This window comes from Moorena sp. SIO3B2 (genome assembly GCF_010692525.1).
In the GTDB taxonomy this organism is placed as follows: domain Bacteria; phylum Cyanobacteriota; class Cyanobacteriia; order Cyanobacteriales; family Coleofasciculaceae; genus Moorena; species Moorena producens.
In genome coordinates, this window is sequence record NZ_JAAHHE010000115.1 from 1 (window position 1) to 19,449 (window position 19,449).

The 19,449-nt window shown below is 42.2% G+C and carries 9 protein-coding genes and 4 pseudogenes; 5 read left to right on the forward strand and 8 right to left on the reverse strand.

Annotated elements, in window-relative coordinates; translation table 11 throughout:
• Positions 1–136: 136 nt before the first annotated feature.
• Positions 137–885 (reverse strand): annotated as a pseudogene (locus F6K38_RS21635) (IS1 family transposase).
• Here F6K38_RS21635 and F6K38_RS21640 point away from each other — a divergent pair.
• Together F6K38_RS21640 and F6K38_RS44320 are read left to right on the forward strand one after the other, a co-directional pair.
• Complete coding sequence (locus F6K38_RS21640; RefSeq protein WP_287357430.1) at positions 884–1,048, forward strand: hypothetical protein; 165 nt, start codon at positions 884–886, stop codon at positions 1,046–1,048. The pseudogene F6K38_RS21635 and the gene F6K38_RS21640 overlap by 2 nt on opposite strands.
• A gap of 641 nt (positions 1,049–1,689) precedes the next feature.
• Positions 1,690–2,131 (forward strand): annotated as a pseudogene (locus tag F6K38_RS44320) (hypothetical protein).
• A gap of 135 nt (positions 2,132–2,266) precedes the next feature.
• On the opposite strand, the gene F6K38_RS21655 reads toward F6K38_RS44320, so the two are convergent.
• Entirely contained in the window at positions 2,267–3,613 is a 1,347-nt protein-coding gene (locus F6K38_RS21655; RefSeq protein WP_287357431.1) for an RNA-guided endonuclease InsQ/TnpB family protein, read from the reverse strand.
• A gap of 108 nt (positions 3,614–3,721) precedes the next feature.
• On the opposite strand from F6K38_RS21655, the gene F6K38_RS21660 reads away from it, so the two are divergent.
• A complete protein-coding gene (locus tag F6K38_RS21660) occupies positions 3,722–3,883 on the forward strand; it encodes a hypothetical protein (RefSeq protein ID WP_229419904.1) in 162 nt (53 codons plus the stop codon).
• A 225-nt stretch (positions 3,884–4,108) separates the two neighbouring features.
• Here the strand turns inward: F6K38_RS21660 and F6K38_RS21665 are convergent, their stop codons facing one another.
• The 4 genes and pseudogenes from F6K38_RS21665 to F6K38_RS21680 all read right to left on the reverse strand — a co-directional run bounded on the left by F6K38_RS21665 (position 4,109) and on the right by F6K38_RS21680 (position 14,091).
• Entirely contained in the window at positions 4,109–7,828 is a 3,720-nt protein-coding gene (locus F6K38_RS21665) for a helix-turn-helix domain-containing protein (protein ID WP_008189139.1), read from the reverse strand.
• 372 nt (positions 7,829–8,200) lie between these two features.
• Positions 8,201–8,826 (reverse strand): annotated as a pseudogene (locus F6K38_RS44325) (Uma2 family endonuclease).
• Positions 8,827–8,853: 27 nt separating this feature from the next.
• On the reverse strand, positions 8,854–11,394 hold the full coding sequence (bcsA, locus tag F6K38_RS21675; RefSeq protein WP_008189146.1) for a UDP-forming cellulose synthase catalytic subunit: 2,541 nt from the start codon (positions 11,392–11,394) through the stop codon (positions 8,854–8,856).
• A 201-nt stretch (positions 11,395–11,595) separates the two neighbouring features.
• Positions 11,596–14,091, reverse strand: coding sequence for a cellulose biosynthesis cyclic di-GMP-binding regulatory protein BcsB (locus F6K38_RS21680; protein WP_287357432.1), 2,496 nt, complete (start codon positions 14,089–14,091; stop codon positions 11,596–11,598).
• A gap of 1,727 nt (positions 14,092–15,818) precedes the next feature.
• Here F6K38_RS21680 and F6K38_RS21685 point away from each other — a divergent pair.
• A pseudogene (locus F6K38_RS21685) lies at positions 15,819–16,046 on the forward strand (hypothetical protein); the annotation flags it as partial.
• A 451-nt stretch (positions 16,047–16,497) separates the two neighbouring features.
• A complete protein-coding gene (locus F6K38_RS21690) occupies positions 16,498–17,601 on the forward strand; it encodes a T4 RnlA family RNA ligase (protein WP_287255397.1) in 1,104 nt (367 codons plus the stop codon).
• A 658-nt stretch (positions 17,602–18,259) separates the two neighbouring features.
• Here the strand turns inward: F6K38_RS21690 and F6K38_RS21695 are convergent.
• Together F6K38_RS21695 and F6K38_RS21700 are read right to left on the reverse strand one after the other, a co-directional pair.
• A complete protein-coding gene (locus tag F6K38_RS21695; RefSeq protein WP_008189162.1) occupies positions 18,260–18,475 on the reverse strand; it encodes a hypothetical protein in 216 nt (71 codons plus the stop codon).
• Positions 18,476–19,235: 760 nt separating this feature from the next.
• The coding region (locus F6K38_RS21700) for a hypothetical protein (protein ID WP_287357434.1) at positions 19,236–19,449 on the reverse strand (214 nt) is incomplete at its 5' end.

Genomic DNA, 19,449 nt, shown 5'->3' on the forward strand with positions numbered 1-19,449 from the left:
AAGTCCGACGATAGGGAACTAGGAGCAACTAAGTATGCCAAAACCCAGGTATGACGAAAACGAAAACAAGTCACGCCATGCAGCAGCCGATCAGGACTGCTGCGAGGAAATGGCTGAGAAATATGGCGTTGCTGAATCATGAAATGGTTTCACCTGAAAGGGGGATTTTATGATATTTTAAATAATAAATAAGAAGCCTAATTGATAATTCCAACATTTCTAATGATTTAGAATAGCAAAGAGTGCGTCGATGTAGTCTAGCCAAATAATGTCTTAATCTCATATTTTCATTTTCTATTCTAGTCATATAAGTTTTTTTAGTTAAATGGTCAATATCATTAATAAATATTTTATAAACAACATATTTATCAGTAACATACCAAAAGCTATGCCAACATTTTACGCTCTTCCAAAGCTTTTTAAAAGTTTCCGAACTCCGGTCACCAACTATAAAGTTTAAAATTCCTGGATAGCGCTTGTTAGCTGCGGTCCACACCCAAATCTTGTTTTTTTTTAACAAAGGTTTGTAGCTCATCTATTTCAGTTATTTCAGGGATTTCTTCAGTGAAACATACATCTTTTAAGCGTAAACTAATTTTTTTAACCCAACCTATTATGGTGGTATGGTGAACACCAGTAACTCTTTCTATGGCTCTAAAGCCCATGCCATTTAGATACATTGTCTTGATGCGGTCGCTCATGGGGGAAACCCCCAAGACCGCGCTGCATCGCTTTTAGGCACAGTAATTTAGTTTTTTCATCGTAACCACGCTCAGTTTTAACCTCTAGAAATTGTCGTCCACATTCGTTGCATTTATATCTTTTTTTTCCTCTTTGATGACCATATTTATGAGTTTTATTGCTATGACATCTAGGGCATTCCATGGTTTTATTTTTAGTATACCATTTTTGGATTCAGCAACGCCAGAAATATGGCTGGCAATTGGTTGATATCGAGGAAACAGGTAACCCTGTTCTTGAAGTCGATTGTGTGTTTGAAGGAAAAACTGAATTTCCCAAATCCTATTACAAAAAATTTTGGGTTTAAAGCCCCTAGAGACGAAACCTTAGAGAGTGGAGCCTTTAAGGTGGGTCGGTCTCGCGCAAAAAGGTTAAAAATTGATAATTAAGGCTCCACTCTCTTACGGTAACTTTAAATCCTTCTAGGACTGCTTTCTCTTATAAATCTACAAAAAACAAGAAACAAATTTATGGACACACACAAATATTTGTTGTACTCTAAAGATAGATACAGGCTGAAAAACCGTAGGCTGAGCCGGGAGAGAGACCCGTAACTTATCGACCTCAAAGTAGTAATGTCTAGAGGGAAGGGAAAGTCCTCTTTAAAAACCCAATCATCAATTAACAGTTGGTGTGTGAACCCAGAAGAATCACTATGCAAGATAAAACGGTACGGTGGGGCACACCGGAACCAAACGAAAAGGAAGGGAAACGGACTATGCACATGCACTTCCAATTAAGTAGTTAAACGCCTAGGGAGAACTGCCCTCTGGGTCTGCTGTGAACTGACTGAATACTTGGTCTCGACGGGTTTTTTGGTTTAGATATTGTCTAATTTGTGGCGGCGTCAAAGATTAGAACACGGCGGTTTAAGGCGGCTCGCAGATCTAGGAATCCCCGCTATGCGCAAGGCGGGGAGTGTCAAGACACCGAAAAGGAGGAAGACTAATGCGTAAATGGATTGTCTTTCGTGCTGAAAAGCGTCAACCTGGATGGAAAGAGCGCAAATATGCTCACTCTGGCTCTCTGACCAAAACTTTGTTCGAGCATTACGACTGCTCCGACAAGGCGCTGCCTGAACCTGGATACCGTCCGAAGCGAGTTTATTCGAGTTGATCAGTTTGTTGATCCTAACTATCCAGATTCATCAACCCATTACCGTCAAAGCGATTGGGAAGTTACACGGGTCGAAACCTACACACCAGATATCCCGGTTGACATGGATTTCGATATGGTCGTAATTTGCTACTGCAAGCACAGTCCCATCAGCGGCCCTCTCAAGCCCATGCCAGAGCGCAAAATTTCTGTAGATTCATTTGGTGGGGATAAGGATGCTCATGAGCAATGGCTAGAGATTCAAAAGCACTCGCTTCATCATTCTTCCCATTAATTTCTTCTTTGACAACTCCCGTTAAATAAAATTCATATTCAGACTCAATTAATTGCGTCAAAAAATCTAATTGTGCTAGAAAGATCAAAGGAGAAGAAATGAACTACCCCGCCCTGTTCGTTCGCGTAGCGTGGCCTACGGCCAGGACGGGGTGTCAGCAGACCCGTCTGATGAGCGTGATTTTTGACGCTTCAACTTCCCTAGTTGCTTCATTGATCCAGTATGCTTTCTGGTCTTTGAAGTAGAGCTAGAAAATCCACGTTTATCGAGGTCAGCACCGTACCCCGGCTGTTTTCCTAATGCTGCATTGAACATTACCATGGCGCTGGTATTGTCTCTGTCAAACTCAAAACTACAAGCATCGCAGACATGGTATCGATTTGATAATTCAGCCCAGTTCTTATGAACTTTTCCACATTCTGGGCAGCGCTGTGATGGCTTCAATTGTCTGGTTGGCAATTGAAGGACAATCCCTCCCTTAAGTTCAATTTTGTAGGTTAACATCTTGTTGAGAGTGCCAAAACCTACATCTAAAATGGCTTTGTTCAATCCAGCTTTCTGTTTCTTTCTCTTTGACCCTTTTTTTGCTTTTCGGGTCAATCCTTTCGTGTTTAACTTCTCAGTTACGCCGATGTCATAACGACTAGCTAAATCTGACGTAACTTTGTGCTGCCAGTCTTTACGTTGTAATCCGGCTTTTATTTTTAGTTGAGACTCTCGCTTATTCGCTTTTTTCCAGCGATTAGAAGCTTTTATTCCTTTCTTGAAATCGGGGGCTTGCTTTCTGCGTTTCTCTTTCCCAGCGGCTTTCACTTTAGGCTCTAGGGTTTTAGTAAACCTCTGATTGGCTATCTCTTCAAATTCCGCGCCGTTGAAAGCTGTAATTGCTGTCTCAGTTCCCAAGTCATAAGCTACGATTTTCTCGTAGACTAAATCAGATTCTGAGCCATATCTAGTCTGCTGTGTATCAACTTTGACTGTAATTGAAGCAAACCAGGCATTAATACTAGGTTTATAAGCAATAGTCAAAGTTGTTGGAGTTCCCCAAAACTTTGCTTGCCCACGCATCTTGATGACAAGACCAAGATCATTCAATACCAATGTCCCGTTTTTGCCATCGGTATTAGCTTTCCATCCAGCCTTACTAGGGTAAGTCCATCCTGAATACTTCTTGATTGATTTGTATCTAGGAATTTCACTTAATCCCTTCAAGAAACGATTGTATGCTAAATCTACTCTTTTAAGAGTCGCTTGCAAAGAAGTACTGTAAAGTTCTTTGTACTCTGGCCAACATTCCTTGAAAGCTGGCAAGCAGTTTTGCTGATCTAAGTACCCTATGGTTTTCTTGTTTGCTTTCCATTCATAGCGACGATCAGCTATCCCCGCATTATACAATAATTGATGTAATTTTCTTGCGTAAAACATCTTTGATATAGCTGTTTTGTTGGGATATAGACGAAATGTTTGCCTAAGAGTCGCCATGAATTAAATCACCTCCTTGTTTTTCTTGTTTCTTTGCTAGAGTAATTTTAGTATAGTCTACGGTAATTCGATATGTCAAGTATAAAAAAGAAAAAACCAGAAAAAAGAATGAGGGGGGCTCCAGCTCATTATGATGAACTAAAAAGAAAGCATGGTATCTGGCTGACTGACACTACCTGGAAGTGGTTACAATTGTCTGCTGAAGAGGCTGGGACAAGTGTAGGAGAGTATATAGAGAGTTGGGCGAGGAAACAGATAGACAGTATTTGAGAGGGGCTATCCATCCTAGAGACGAAACCTTAGTATAGTGGAGCCTTAATAAAATAGTTTTAACCCTTTTTCTCATAGCCTGCTGATCATAAAGGCTCCACTATACTTACGGTAACTTCAACACCTTGGAAGAAGGTGGGGAATTTCGCCCCCTCTTGCCTCCCCCTATCTTGTTAAAAACAATTTTCATCTTAAATCACCAGTTTCGTTCCCATCTTCTTTAAATCAACTCAGCGCCCCCAACGCTTCCAGTGCTGACTTCTGTGCTAGGCTCAAACCAGTAACCCCTGTGATGTTCATACCTTGGTAAGGTCGATCAGGAATCAAGGTTTTAATACACTGACCTGTGTGGGTATTCCAAACTTTAATAGTCCCATCATTACTGCCACAAGTAAGCCAATAACTGCTCACCTGTTCTTGATCAGACCTACCCTGGTGATCTTGATGTTTTACAGGACTAAACCCAATCGATGACCGTACTGAATTCCGATGACCGTGTAAGGTTCTCAGATACTTACCCGTACTTGCCTGCCAAAGCCTAATGGTTTGATCTAAGCTACCACTGGCAATCAATTCACCATCAGGACTAAAGGCGACAGACCAGACACCTTTACTATGGCCTCGCAAAATCCTGACACATTCCCCAGTCCTAACATCCCAAATCCGAACAGTTTGGTCTCCACTGCTGCTAACTAGGGTTTGGCCATCAGGACTAAATGCTACCGACTGTACCCGACTAGTGTGACCCTGTAAAACCTTGAGACATTCACTACTCCTGACATCCCATAAGCGTATGGTTTCGTCTTCACTAGCACTGGCTAGGGTTTGACCGTCTCGACTGAAGGTAACAGACCAAATCCAACTGGTGTGACCCCGTAAGATCTTAAAACATTGACCAGTATTGACGTCCCATAACCGGATGGTTTTGTCATCACCACTACTGGCAAGAGTCTCACCAAGAGGACTAAAACTAACGGATTGCACCCAATAGGAGTGACCACACAATACTTTCAGGCATTGACCTGTACTTACTGACCACAAGTGTATGGTTTGGTCAGCGCTGCTGCTAGCGAGAATTTCACCATTGGGGTGAAATGCCACAGAAGTCACCCAACCGGTGTGTCCCTCTAGTCTCTTTAAACAGTTATCACTACTGACATCCCACAACCTGACCATGTTGTCAGTACTGGCACTGGCTAATTGTTGACCATTGGGACTGAATACTGCTGAAAATACAGAATTGGTATATCCTTGTAGGATTTTAAGACATCGACCTGTCTTGCTATTCCATAGACGTACGGTTTGGTCACTACTGCCACTAGCTACGGTTTGACCATCCCGATTGAATGCTACTGAAAATATAGAATTGGTGTGTCCTTGTAGGTAGTTCAGGCATTCACCACTGCTGACATTCCACAGCCTCACCGTCTGGTCATCACTGCCACTGACTAGGGTTTGCCCATCTCCACTAAACATCACTGACCTTACTCTGTCGCTATGGTTAGTTAAGGTGTTGAGACATTCACCTGTGCATGGGTCCCACAATTTAATGGTAAAGTCAGCACTTGCACTGGCTAACATCGCACCATCAGGACTAAAATTAACTGACCAAATCCGATTAGTATGACCATAACAGATTTGGCGACATTCACCAGTACTAAGATCCCACAGTCTCACTGTCTGGTCATCACTACCACTGGCTAGGGTTTTACCATCTGCACTAAACGCCACCGACAGGACTTGACCGGTGTGTCCCTGACATACCTGACGGCATTCACCAGTGTTTACATCCCAAAGCCTTACTGTTGATTCATCACTACCACTGGCTAGGGTTTTACCATCCCTACTGAATGCTACTGACCAAATAGAACTGGTATGGCCTTCTAAGGTTTTAATACACTGACCTGTGCTGACATTCCATAGTTTAATCGTTTTGTCACTACTGCAACTGGCTAGGGTATTACCATCAGGACTAAAGGCAACAGACCAAACCCAACCGGTATGACCTTTGCAAATTAAAATTGGCTTACCATTCTCGACTTGCCATAAACGCAACTGACCTTCCACATCTCCAGTAGCTAAAAGCTTACCATCAGGACTAAACGCTACTCCAAATACTACTCCTAAGGTTTTAGTAAACACTGACTTGGATAAATCGGAGTGAGCGAAATTGACATCTTGTAAATCCACCCCTTGTAGATAAGCTTGCCAAATCGTAACTCTTGAAAAATCATAGCCTTTTAAACAGATTTCCTGTTGACAAAGGAGATTAATAATATTTCCACCAGCGTAGCCAATGGCTAAGGCAGGTTTGCCTCGAAGAGTTTCGAGAATCTGATTTAGATGGGTTTCTAGGTTACCTTTACCAGTTAAAGCAATCTGTAGACGCTCTACAATGGGTTTGATAATTAGACGAATTTGAGTATTTCTAAGATAATCTTTGGTCTGAGCTTTGAGGATAGCATGAGTTATCAACAGGGAATTTTCCCAGTTATTAGTGTTATTAATGGCAGTTACACCAGCAATAACGTCTTCACAGATTTGCTCAACCAAGCGTTCAGTTACGTATTCCATCACCACTGGTTGTAGGGAAAACAGAGACGCTTTTCTTTCCACAAGCGATCGCTGTTCCAAGGATTCCAGGGTGTCGATCAGTTGTTGGGGTGGTACAGGAGGAAATATATCATCTCGTAAGTCAGCAAATGAGGCTTCTTCTCGATTGATGGCCAGCCAAAAAATTACTGTTCGTTCTGGAGCGCTTAATCGGGCAAAATGCTGCTCTAAAAGATTTTTAATATTACCAAATATTATCGCATCTTGATTTAAGAATTCCGAAATATTACCGGCAAATAATTTCTGGATTGTTGTCGCTAAAATTTTTAGAGCTAAGGGATTACCAGAATAGCGATTAATTAACTGCTTCCATTCCCTTTCTTCACCTTGGAAAGAACCGATAATATTAAATATTTCTTGTCCTTCAGCAGTTTTCAAACCACTTAATTGTAGGGAGCGGACAGGTAGCACTTCTGCTTCAAGCAGTCCAATTTCTTGAGGCTTCTCCCGAGAGGTTAGTACTAAGCAGCTTTGATGGGAGTTTTCTCCCCACCGTCTCAATAGTTGACCGTATTCTTCATATCCAGCTTGATAATGTCCAGCAGCATTGCTTTGAGCTCCCCCTTGTAAAATTGTTTCCATATTATCGAGAACTAGCAAACAACGGTGGGAGCGTATATCATTCAGAAGTCGGGAAATTTTATCGTCTGTGGTATCTGGTAAATCAATGTCTTGCTGATTGGATAGAAATCTCAGCAACTGAATCAAAATCTCTGATAGGTCAGGAGCATTACGTAGGGAGCGCCAAATAACAAACTCAAACTGGTGTTGGAGTTGTTGGGCAAGCTTGATCGATAGGGAGGTTTTGCCCATGCCGCCCATACCTAACAAGGCGACTAGCCGACAGTGTTCGCTCAGAATCCATTGCTGCAACTGGGCTAGTTCTGATTGTCTTCCATAAAAGAAACGAACATCAACGGCTTCTGACCAATCGTGACGTGGTTTTCCGTTCCCGTAGCCTGGCCTTAAGCCAATCCCATCTGTTTCCTCGGTCGAGTCCCCGACTGGGGTTATGCTTTCGAGTGTAGTTGGCTGTTGGTTCGAGGAGATAGTTTCCTGTTCACTGCGCCACCGTCGTTCGAGGGCTGAGCGAAAGTTTTTTTTACTGACTTTTTCCCCCAAAGCCTCTGAGAGAAGTTTCCACAGCTTAGGACCGACATCATGTTTCAGGTAAGTCGGTGAATAGCCATAGGTTTCGGCAATAGTATCATAACTCTGACGCTTCCAGGACCAAGATGCCTCAATTAAGGCTTGCTGTAAATCAGTGAGATGATTTCCCGATTTGGCAAACACTAAGGCATTGGCGAATTCCAGAGCGTCTTCAAAGTTCATATACCGTTTTGATTATAGTTTATTATGCTATAATATAATAATATCGTGATTTACTAATAGTTCAGGTCTTAGGTATTAGGTTTTAGGGCTCAGGGGGTAACAAAATATCCTAAAAAGAGCAATTTAGGGTTAAAAAAGACCGGTCTAGTTATCTTAATCAGACCAATCAACATAAAAATTTTACCATAATTTTGCATTTGAAAGTCTAAAAAAATAAACTATAGCGCTTCTCATACTTATGATGTAAATTAAATTGACGCAACCCTCCCTACTTCCTAAAGGATAATTGATAAGCGATCGCATGAATTATTATGCGCTATATCTAGTGTCGGTATTCGGTTTAGAATCCCCTTTTTTCAAAGAGGAGAGATATCAAATCCAAATCAACTGCAAATCCAATCGGAAATCGGGTAATACCTCCTCCCCAGAAAGAATCTGGGGAGATTGTAGAATTTCTTTTGCTTGACCAGAACGGTAAATCTCAACCTGTTGATTTTGATAGTTAATCAACCAACCGAGGCGACAGCCATTATCCATATATTCCAGCATCTTGTTCTGTAGAGATGTCAGAGAATCAGTTTTGGAGCGCAATTCAATCACAAAGTCAGGACATAGAGGTGGAAAGGTTTCTTGTTCCTCAAGAGTAAGGCTGTTCCATCGGTCTGAGCTAACCCAAGCTGCATCAGGAGAACGTCCTGCTCCATTGGGGAGTTGAAACACAGTAGAGGAGTCGAAAACTTCCCTAGGTGCGCTCTTACTTGGCGAATTAAATTCGCCACGGGTCGCACCTCAAGTTGGGTCTGACGACTCCAAGCTTGGAGTTGGTACGTTAGATCGGCATTACGCCTACCGGTATTTCCTCCTGTTGGGGGCATAACAATCAGTTCTCCATCAGCAGTCAGTTCCAACCGCAGATCGCGGTTAGCTGCTGCAATTTGCTCAAATTCCCGGTGGGTTAACCTCAGGAGTGGTCGCAGGTCAAGAGTTAAGGGGTTCATATTCCCTATTTCCTATTCTCTTTGCTATCAATCCAAGCTATTCAGAAGCTGTCGAATTTTGAGCTGTTGCTGCTCTTCTATTGATTCTGGAAAACTTAACTCGATCGCAATTGAATTAACAGATCCGCTATCAACTAATTGCTCTATAGTTTCCACCTTAGCCAAAAAACTCAAATCTTGTAAGTGATTAGATTCCTGAGTTACCAGTAAACTGATCAGGGGTTTAGTCTTCTGCATGATATCGAGATTGCTAATCTGGTGGCCATCTAATTCCAACCGTAAATCATGAGTGCCAATTTCCGTGATTGTCGCGCTAACGGAATAGTTTTTCCAGTAATCCCAATATAATTGCACCGGTGCTTGAACCTTTTGACGTACCTTGGTCTCTTTAGCTGGTCGGAATTCACGGAAGACTCGTCTGATACTCGTAGCAATAAACTTAAGGGATTCCAGAGGATGGTCTGTTTCAGATCGTCTCTGGGAATACCACTCATTGACATCAGAATAAATAACTAAGACCAGATCATCTTGCTGAGTACCGGTGAGATTAATAAAATCAACAAATAGCCTCACCTGGTCACCCATAGCAACTTCTCGCATCACCCGCCCTCGGACCAAGCACTTGTGTCCGTAGTCTCCTTCGAGTTCCACTCTAATTTGATCAGGGATGTTGGGTCGGGTATTCAGCAGAATTTGGGCACCACTTTCACTAACATTAACGGTTTCACCTCTCCAACTCTGCTGTGGAGTATGAATCACAGCCGTTAACTTCCTTGGCATCCGGTGAGCACGACGGAGTTGGGGTTGCTCGAAAGCAACTAGACAAGCAGCCATCAGAAGGATTAGGTTAAAGATAGACCAAAAAACATTAACAATCACCGCTTGGCTATCCTCCGGTCTTAACCATAGCCACAGAGGTACAGTAAACAAGGCAGCAGTAGCCAGTGCAGCCACTAACACTAGGTACTTGACCGAATCAAAATCAAAGCTGCGCTTGGTAACATTCATCCCTTTATCGGTAACATTGAAAGACCCTAACTTAGGATTAATCAGAGCTAAGAGGGTAACCATTCCCGCCTGGAATGACAGGGCAAATTCAAAAATCTCGTTCCAGAAGGAGAAACGGACGTGCTTGTAGGGAATGTGGTTGGTCTGCATCGATAAAATAACGTGAGGCAGAGCATAGCACAAGGTTTCAAAACCGAGACCCTTAACCGAATTGATGCCAAATAATAAGAATAGAGTGGGTGCGATCGCATACATCAATCGCGGGAAGCCGAAGAAAAAGTGGGCTGTGGCACTCATGTAGCACAACCGTTGGGGCAGGCTCAACCTCACCTTCCGGTTGAACAAGGGATTTTCCAGGCGCAGAATCTGAGCCATTCCCCTAGCCCAACGTACCTGTTGACCGATATAGGCCGAAAATTTTTCTGGCGCTAAACCTGCCACCATAATCTTGTCGTAGTAGACCGACTCGTAACCCTTTGAGTGCAGACGGAAGGCAGTATGGCAGTCTTCGGTAACTGTTTCGGTGGCAATACCTCCGATTTCCATGACGTGGGTTTTGCGAATCACCGCCGCAGACCCACAAAAGAACGCCGCATTCCAGAAATCATTGCCCTTTTGCAGCACCTTATAAAACAGTTCATTACCCACAGGTATTCTGCCTTCTGTGAGCAGATTACGCTCAAAGGGGTCTGGGTTATAGAACCAGTGGGGTGTTTGGACAAAGGAAACCTTAGGGTTAAAAAAGAAGCCAACAGTTTCCTTCAACAAGTTTTTAGCGGGAATGTGGTCACAATCAAGAATAAGCACTAAATCCCCTTTGGTTTTATGAAAAGCTGTGTTGATATTGCCAGCTTTAGCATGATGATTATTATCCCGAGTCAGGAGTTCGGAGCCTAGATCCTCACACATTTGGCGCAACTTTTCCCTACGCTCTGGATACTTTCTGCCATCATCAAGGACATAAACTGATTTTTTATCAGTCGGATAGTCAATGGCTACAGCCGCTAAGGTGGTTTTGCGGACAATTTCGAGATCTTCGTTATAGGTAGGAATGTAAATATCAACCCTAAACCACTCCTCTTGGGGAATATTTTCTAAACTAACTGCTTTACGTTCTTTGATTTTTAAGGTTTGAAAGTACGCCAAAAATAAGGTAGCGATCGCATAAAATTCTGCTCCATACAACAGCAAGCAAAAAACTATATTCAGCCACCCTTCAAAATTCAGCGTATATCTAGTGCGGTAATAAAAATAGCGTAGGGTAGTGAAAGCGCTAAGTAAAACTAACAATAAGTGGAGATATTCACTGGTTTTACGATTCGGTTTATCTTCCTCCATCTGAATAATCACCCGTCCCATCAGGAACAAAATTACAGCAAGCAACCCTTGTTGCCAAATTGGTGGGCGAGCAGTAATTAGAGGAATGAATAGCAATAGTAAAGATCCAATTAGCAACAGCAATTGACGGCGACTTAGCCACTGTAAAATCTGGTCAAATATATAGGGTAAGTCTTCCACTACCCAGACTGTTAGTCGCTGTCGCTGTTGGGGTGTGGTCACCAAGCCTCTGTGACCCGGTTTTGACCTAATCTTTAAAAATGGAATAGTCAATCGCTTCGCTCCAATTCAAAATTATCAATTCAAAATTCAAAAATACCCCATTAACTAATTCATTTTCTTGTAGTAATTGGAAACAATTCCAAATTATAAATTTAGTCATTTTGAATTTTTAATTTGGCATTTTGACTTAAAAAACCGTCATTAATTTCTATCCCTAGCCATTTTTTGGAGATAAAACTGAATAACACCGTAACTAAGCAAGGTTGCAGCTACAATAGCTGGAGCTAACAACAACCAACTTCTTATTATGAAGTTAAAAATTTGCTGAGTCAACTCAGGTTTTTCCATTTGACGCTGGCGCTTTGGCTTGAAAAACTCCATATTATAAGAATTTTGTTGATAAATATTGGGATTTTCCGAGTTAGCACTAATCAGTACCGTGTCTCCCTTGATTTGAGAGAATAGTGGGTCTTGATTTAATAAGTCTTGGACTTTTTCTAAGCCTTTATCAGTTTGAGCACTTAGAGCAAGCAGCACCCGTTCTTTATTCCATGGCGATATAATTTCTTTGATCACCCCATCATGATCAGACCAGGTTTGAATTTGACTATCACTCCGCTGCCTTGTCAAAAAATCTTTTAATTCAAAACCACCAGAAGAGAAAATTTCAGGAAACGGAAATTTATCTTGAGGGCCAATTCCTACCAAATGATGGTCACTGCGTTCCTCAGTGGGTAAAGAATCTTTAGTATAAACTGATAGCTGGATTGATTCCGCTTTGCTTAACCGTCCCAGTCTGTTAGTGAACTGTAGTAATGTCATCAGTACACTGATTGAGGGGTCTTTTGGTAGCACAATAACGGTATTGGATAAATCCTGAGGAGCAGCAAAGGGAAAACCCGTTTTCAGCAACCCCAAATCTGGGACTTTGGCAACACTGGTGCGCTGGAGTTCAAAATTTGTATCACTGTGCAACGTACCCCAAAGCTGTTGGTCAGTTACTTTGCTACAGGAGCGCCGTTCCCGAGCATCAAGACGAAAATCCACCTGGATTTTAGAATAGGGGGTAATGTTGTCACTAGGCAGGGCAACCCTCAGGGACTCTCTAGTTCCACCATCGATGGACGTTAGCTTTTTGCCGATTAGGGCAATGCCATCTAGCTTGACTTCCACTACTGAGGTTTTGGGATTAATTTGGGGGCCGTAGCTATAAATTAGGTTCATATAGTTATCCCCCTCAAACTTATCATCGGGCAATGCCCGGAAGTCAATAGTAATGGGTGGGGAATCAGAACCCCTGACTGTTATATCCTCAATCGGCTGATTGTAGGGAGTTTTGAGGTCGCTGAGCTTGAATGTGGGTTCTACAGGTAAATAGTCTGGCCAATCACGGGATGCAGGGGTTGGCACTTCCTCCAGCTTTTCAACTAAGATCGCTTGACTGGTACCAATTTGACGGTCTTCCGATTGCACTAAAAACTGTACTGCTTTCGCCACTCCTTCTGGCCCATTACCGGTTGCTACCAATACTGCGCCTTCATTGCCAGGAGTGGTGGTTAACATTAAGACCCCGACATCGGGGGGTAAGGCTTTTTCCTTAGCATCGAGAATCTGATTATTTCCTACAGGAAGGGGTAGTTTCAGGGATTTGAGTTCTGGCTGTTGTTCTGGTGTGCCGATGATCACCAATCGATTACCAGAAAATCGATTAATCCCCGTTCCACTGACCTCTTTAACAGATTTCACCAAGGAAGTCTTCAGGCGACGATAATCCGCTAGCCTACCTAAGGAAGCTTGGAAACGAGCAGTGCTAGTTAACCAATTATCATCAATCTCCTTGGGCAACAGATAAGTAATTTGATTTGGTTCTAGACTGAGGTCATCAAAGATCGGGTAAGGATAGCGATTGAAGTCTAGAGAAACCGGTTGGGGTTCAAAATCAAAGACTATTTTAGAATCGGGTAGAATTTCTGTCCATAGGGAAGGATCATAGGGGTCTTGAGTACAGGTAGGAGAGTTATTCTGTAGCGCCGCAATTGTGATTTGGTTGTAGTTACGGAGTTGGTCTATCGGAATATTAAATAGCACATTCCCAATTTCCCCTTTCTGGCGCTTGAGAGGAATACTGCCAACGCTAACACCATTAATTAGAACGGTAAGATTAGAGCGAGTGGCATAGAGCGCTGGAGAATGGCGAAAGCGAATCAAGGCTTTGACAGATTTGAGTTGCCAATCTCGGGGACGAGTAAACCCTAGCCGTGCTTCGTCATAGATGCCTCTTAAACTAAAACGAGAGCCTACTACTGGGCTGCGATTGAATTCTAGGATGTACTTACCAGCAGGAGGAGCATCGATCTCAGGAGCTTTAGTTGGTGGGGAAGGTAGAGCAAAGGTGGGTTGAGATTTTTCCTTGAGTTCCTCGATGGTACTCTCCCTTAGGGTTTTGTTACTATCAGTGGTACTGCCATCACTTTGGGCAGACACTAACCTTGTGCTTAACCCAATGGAAATACTACAGCTGAGGAATAATAGTAGGACTAAAGAATATCTTTGGAACGAAGGCCGAGGATGATCTGCTTTTGCATCGAACCTCCTCGAAGTAGAGGCTTGATTAGCGCTAGAGTGACCATCTGATCGGTGTGACCTAGGATTTTTTTTGGGTAGATGGGCAAAAGCCTTGCGAAAAAAGGGTGTCATCAGCAGAACGTTTTAACTCTGATTAAAAATTAAATTGCCGCATGGGATGTTTAGCTATTGATACAAGGCTAGCGCTACCTAATCCGGAGCAAGCTAGTTGGATTACCAGCGGTTGAATAAAAATCAGATACACCCTTGAGTGACCAGAATCTGGGGAACGGAATCCTCCCTATGCCAACCTTTTCGATCGGCAAGCTTCCGCAGTCTTTGAGTTAAATTTACCACAGGCTTCTAGGACATTGCCCCTAGAACAAAAGTTCAGTAAAGTTACTTGACAAATTTAATTTTATATGCATTAAGGAAAATCCCTGGATTGGTATAGGGTTTTTAAATGAATTGTAAACAGCGATTACAGTTTTTTCCATTCCCAAAAATCTCTATATAGCTCTTGCCTGTTGCCTGTTGCCTCGTAAGCATTCAGCTATCAGCGTGTCGCGTATCAGCCACAGGATTTGGTCTATGGTCACCCTCAGAAAATGGCGTTGCTGATTCTGGGTATGGGGCGCGGAATCATACCCAGAATCAGCAACGCTACTTTAGCTGCTATCAGCTATCAACAAGCTGACCGCTGACCGCTGACTGCTGAATGCTGACCTACTCCCTGTTCCCTTTGCTATTGTGATCCAGATCACACCAATCGGTCTGGAAAATCACTAAGGTGGGTGAGCTAAGTCGGTGCAGTGAAATTATTGTGGACTGTAGTATATTCACATCAACTTTAAAGAAGTTTTAGATAACTGCTGGAGGAAATAGGTAATTATGAGTAGTCAACAAATTCGCTTCGCTACTATCACCGTTATTGATATCGCTCTGTTGTTTAGCGCCCCCCTGTTAGTACAATTCATTTCACGGATGCCCTGAGAGTGTTTCAAGAAAGCAGGCCGTGTCGAGTAGGTTTAACAAAATTTAATGTACGTTGATAAATGAGGAAATAGGTAATTATGAGTAGTCAACAGATTCGCTTCGCTACTATCACCGTTATTGATATCGCTCTGTTGTTTAGCGCCCCCCTGTTAGTACAATTTATTTCACGGATGCCCTGAGAGAGTTTCAAGAAAGCAGGCCGTGTCGAGTAGGTTTAACAAAATTTAAGCTACCTTGATAAATGAGGAAATAAGTAATTATGAGTAGTCAACAGATTCGCTTCGCTACTATCACCGTTATTGATATCGCTCTGTTGTTTAGCGCCCCCCTGTTGGTACAATTCATTTCACGGATGCCCTGAGAGAGTTTCAAGAAAGCAGGCCGTGTCGAGTAGGTTTAACAAAATTTAAGGTACCTTATATAGCAAAGGGAGTAGGGAGTAGGGAGTAGGGAGTAGGGAAGAAAAATTATCAAAATTTCGACACAGATTGCTATAAATTTAATATAAAGGCCGTTGCGTCAGTCTCTGAATGAATAGGAGTAGAGTGGGCATCCTGCCCGCACGAAAATATTGGGCATCCTGCCCGCACGAAAATAGATTGAAACTGGCTTGATGCCAGTGCCACGCCTGATCCCCATTCCACAGGTGCGCTTAAAATCATTCCATTATAGAGTGGGCATCCTGCCCGCACGAAAATAAGCATGAAACTGGCAAGATGCCAGTTCTACCAAGATACCTATTCCACAGGTGCGCTTAAAATCATTCCATTATTAAGCAACGGCATATCAAACGCTATTTTCTATAAAAACTGTTATAAACTGAAAGTTGTTGTCAAATTCAGCAAGTTTAGCGAAATAACTTGATGACTACACTTACATCAGAACAGATTTCCAAGTTACGCTCCGAACTGGCAAATAATCCACAAGCCCTAGAAGCTCTTGAGGTAATCGAAGAGTGGGATGGTGATTTAGCTGATGCTGCTGAATCCCTAGCCACTCGCAATGGCATTGAAGGAGTAGAAGATAAGGGTGAAGTGCGTTGGTTTATTAAGATACTTCGGCAATGTCGTGATTTAATCTGTCAGCCAAAATATCAAACGCTGACAGCTGACGGCTGATAGCTGAATGCTTAAATAGATAGCAATTTCCAATCTGTTGACTGTTGAGTGTTTTTTCCAGATAGATTAATTGTGCTACAATAAAATTACATAAGATATACAGCAGTTTTAAACTGGGTGATATACAAATTTCTGGGTTTTAGGCAGCAGGGACCCTCGGAGCTGGGGTCAGGGAGCAGGAAATAGGGAATAGCTATGCACCGTGGTTTTGGGGAGGCAGTGCGGTCTTGGGGGTTTCCCCCATGAGCAACTGCCGTGGTTTCCCTCACTCGCTATTGCATCAAGATGGGAACAGGGAAAAAATCCTGTGTACCTCATAGTTATGAAAAACGCTGTAATAGAGATGTAATCACTATAATTAGCGATCGCTAAGGGTTAATCATGCTGGTCAACTTAGGAAAAACAGAGATTAGGAAACATAGAGATGGAGTTACAGGATTATCTAAGAACCCAGGGATTAGAGAGTTTATGTAATCAATTTAAGATTAAAGTAAATCGCCATCAGCAGTTTCCTGATCTCGTCTGTTTAAAATATTCCCAAACTGAATCTCCCTTAAACGATAAAATAGTACAGCAATGTCGCGGAATTATTTTAGATGAAGCTAATAATTGGGATATCATATCTTATCCCTATGATAAATTTTTTAACTACGGAGAAAGTCAAGCAGCAACTCTTGACTGGAAGAACACTCGTGTTTATGAAAAATTAGATGGTTCCCTGATGGTTCTCTATTTTTACCAAGGGGAATGGAGAGTTCAATCAACTGGCACCCCCGTTCGCGTAGCGTCGGCTTTGCCGAATGGTATGGCTGAAGTGAAAGGATTTGACCTGACATTTGCCGAACTTTTTTGGAAAGTTTGGCACTCCGCCGGTTATCAATTGCCCCAAGAAACAGCATACTGTTTTATGTTTGAGTTAATGACTCCTTATAATCGCATTGTAGTGCGACACAATAGAGAACAACTCATCTTGCATGGGGCGCGAAATCTTCAGACATTGCAGGAAGAATTACCGAGTAAATGGGAAGGTAAATATGGTTGGAAAATTGTTAAGACTTATCCGTTAACAACCTTACCCTTGATTATCAAAGCTACGGAAGCTTTAGATCCGATGATTTCAGAGGGCTATATTGTTTGCGACCATCTCTTTAATCGAATTAAAGTCAAATCAGCGAAATATATAGAAATATCTTCTGCCAAAAGCGGATTTTCTCCTCGCAGTATATTGGAGATTATTTTAAATGAAGGAGAAGAGTTTTTAACTTACTATCCCAAATGGTTGGAATTATTTAATCAAATCAAAGCTAACTATGACGCTTTGGTTAGAGAAATAGAAACAACTTACGAACAATACAAAGACATCCCTCTACAGAAAGATTTTGCTTTAGCAATTAAACATCTTCCCTACTGTGGGACATTATTTGCTTTGCGCGCCCAGAAAGTATCCAGTGTCCGAGAATTCCTGTGCCATCTTCCCATAGGGAAATTAGAAACATTATTAGATTTAGATTATATGCATCTGGGGTAAGCATTCAGCCGTCAGCTGTCAGCTGTCAGCTGTCAGCCGTCAAGTTAATATAAACCTATGCAGGCCTATGGCCACGCTACGGGAACAGGAGAATTTAAAGGTGCGCTTTCCGCATCTAATTATTAAATTCGCCACGGGTCGCACCTAATAGTTCGAGATTCATGAGAATTGAAAATCTGGGGAAAAGCGCTTGGCGGTTGGCCACGCTACACGAACAGCTTTGTGGGACAGGATTCGACCCTGTGACTTAACTCAGATTCAACTTATGCTTACCTGTTTTATTCAAAAGCTGAAAGCTGAAAGCTGATAGCTGATAGCTGATAGCTGATAGCTGATAGCTGACAGCTGATAGCTGACAGCTGACTGCTGATAGCTGAATACTTAAATTAACAATAAAAAAAATTCGGTCAAGTTCTGGTTAAACCCAAGTCTTGACCGAATTCTATTGTGTACACAAAAACGAGTAAACAATAGGTCAACTCAAAGAAATAAATTCTGATGACTAAAAACATTCCACCAGAGTTAGTCAGCAATTGCTCGAAAGCAACCACATTCTAAGCTCTGACTTATCCTATTCCATTCTACTTCATCCCGCTTCAGAAAACAACCTTAAATCTTCATGGTGGCCAGGGCGTAAAAGCCCTGGCAAATTCCTATCCTAGTCTAGGTAAAAATATCGCACTAAAGTGGTCATCACCTCACCAGGCTTTTCGGTGGGCTCGGGAGTGCTCCACTCGTAGGGATATGCGTATTTAACGGAATACAGCGCATTAATCGTATCGTGAACCTGTTGAGGAGTTCCGATCAACAAGAGCTTGAATTGATTAGGTTTGCGACCTTGGTTGTCCGGGGTGGGAGGAATGTTTTCAGTCATCAGAATCTTTTCTCTTAAGTGGTTATATTATTAATATATACATAAATTAACTACTAGCCAAGGGATTTAGGAATTTTTTTTTATTACGAAATATGGGTAATAGGAGAGTGTGGAAAGTGTGGTAATTGTGGGAATAAGTAAGAGGTAATAATCTTAAAATAAACTGATAATTTTTGGTGTTGTTATCATCAGCTTTTGGTTTATAATGTAAACTATAAGCATTCAGCATTAATCTAATAATGAATGCTTAGTTAATTGGTTTTTTATTGGTAGTTAAAAAAAATCGGCGTTGCTCAATTGAAGTATGAACGAGCGTACGTTTGGTTTTGGTCAAGCCCCCTAAATCCCCCAACTTTGGGGGACTTTGATAGAGAGTTTTGTTCCCCATAAAATTGGTTGGCTAGGGGGGCGGGGGACTTTGATAGAGAGTTTTGTTCCCCCCAAAATTGGGGGGCTAGGGGGGCGAAACCATACCCAGAATCAGCAACGCCACGCACCCTACGCAACTGACAGCTGATAGCTTACTTAATTGGAGTTATTTTTGGTAATCAAAAAAATCAGCTTCCTATCTTTTATCGCAACAAAAGACAGGAAACTGAAATAGCGATAGCATTTTTAGTTAAGATGTAAACAAGGGAACAGGAAACAGGAAAAAGTTGAGGGTATCTAAGGATGGGATGAATGCGATTGACCTAAGGCCACGTTACGCGATCGCATTTCTTGCTTGAGGCGATCCCATCGTTCGATACCCCATTACCACTCAAAATTTACCCACACTTGCGACACTTCCGACACTCTCTTCTGGGGAATTATGAAATAGTCGTGATTGCCCGACCAATATTAATTTGGGTGTGGCTCTTTTGGAAAGACGTTTGGTCAGGTTTAGAGAGGTATCGGAAGAGTAGGAGGAGCAGTAATAGAGCAACGAGCTTGAATTAGTCGTTTCATCAAAGGAAGGCCATCTTTGTACAAAG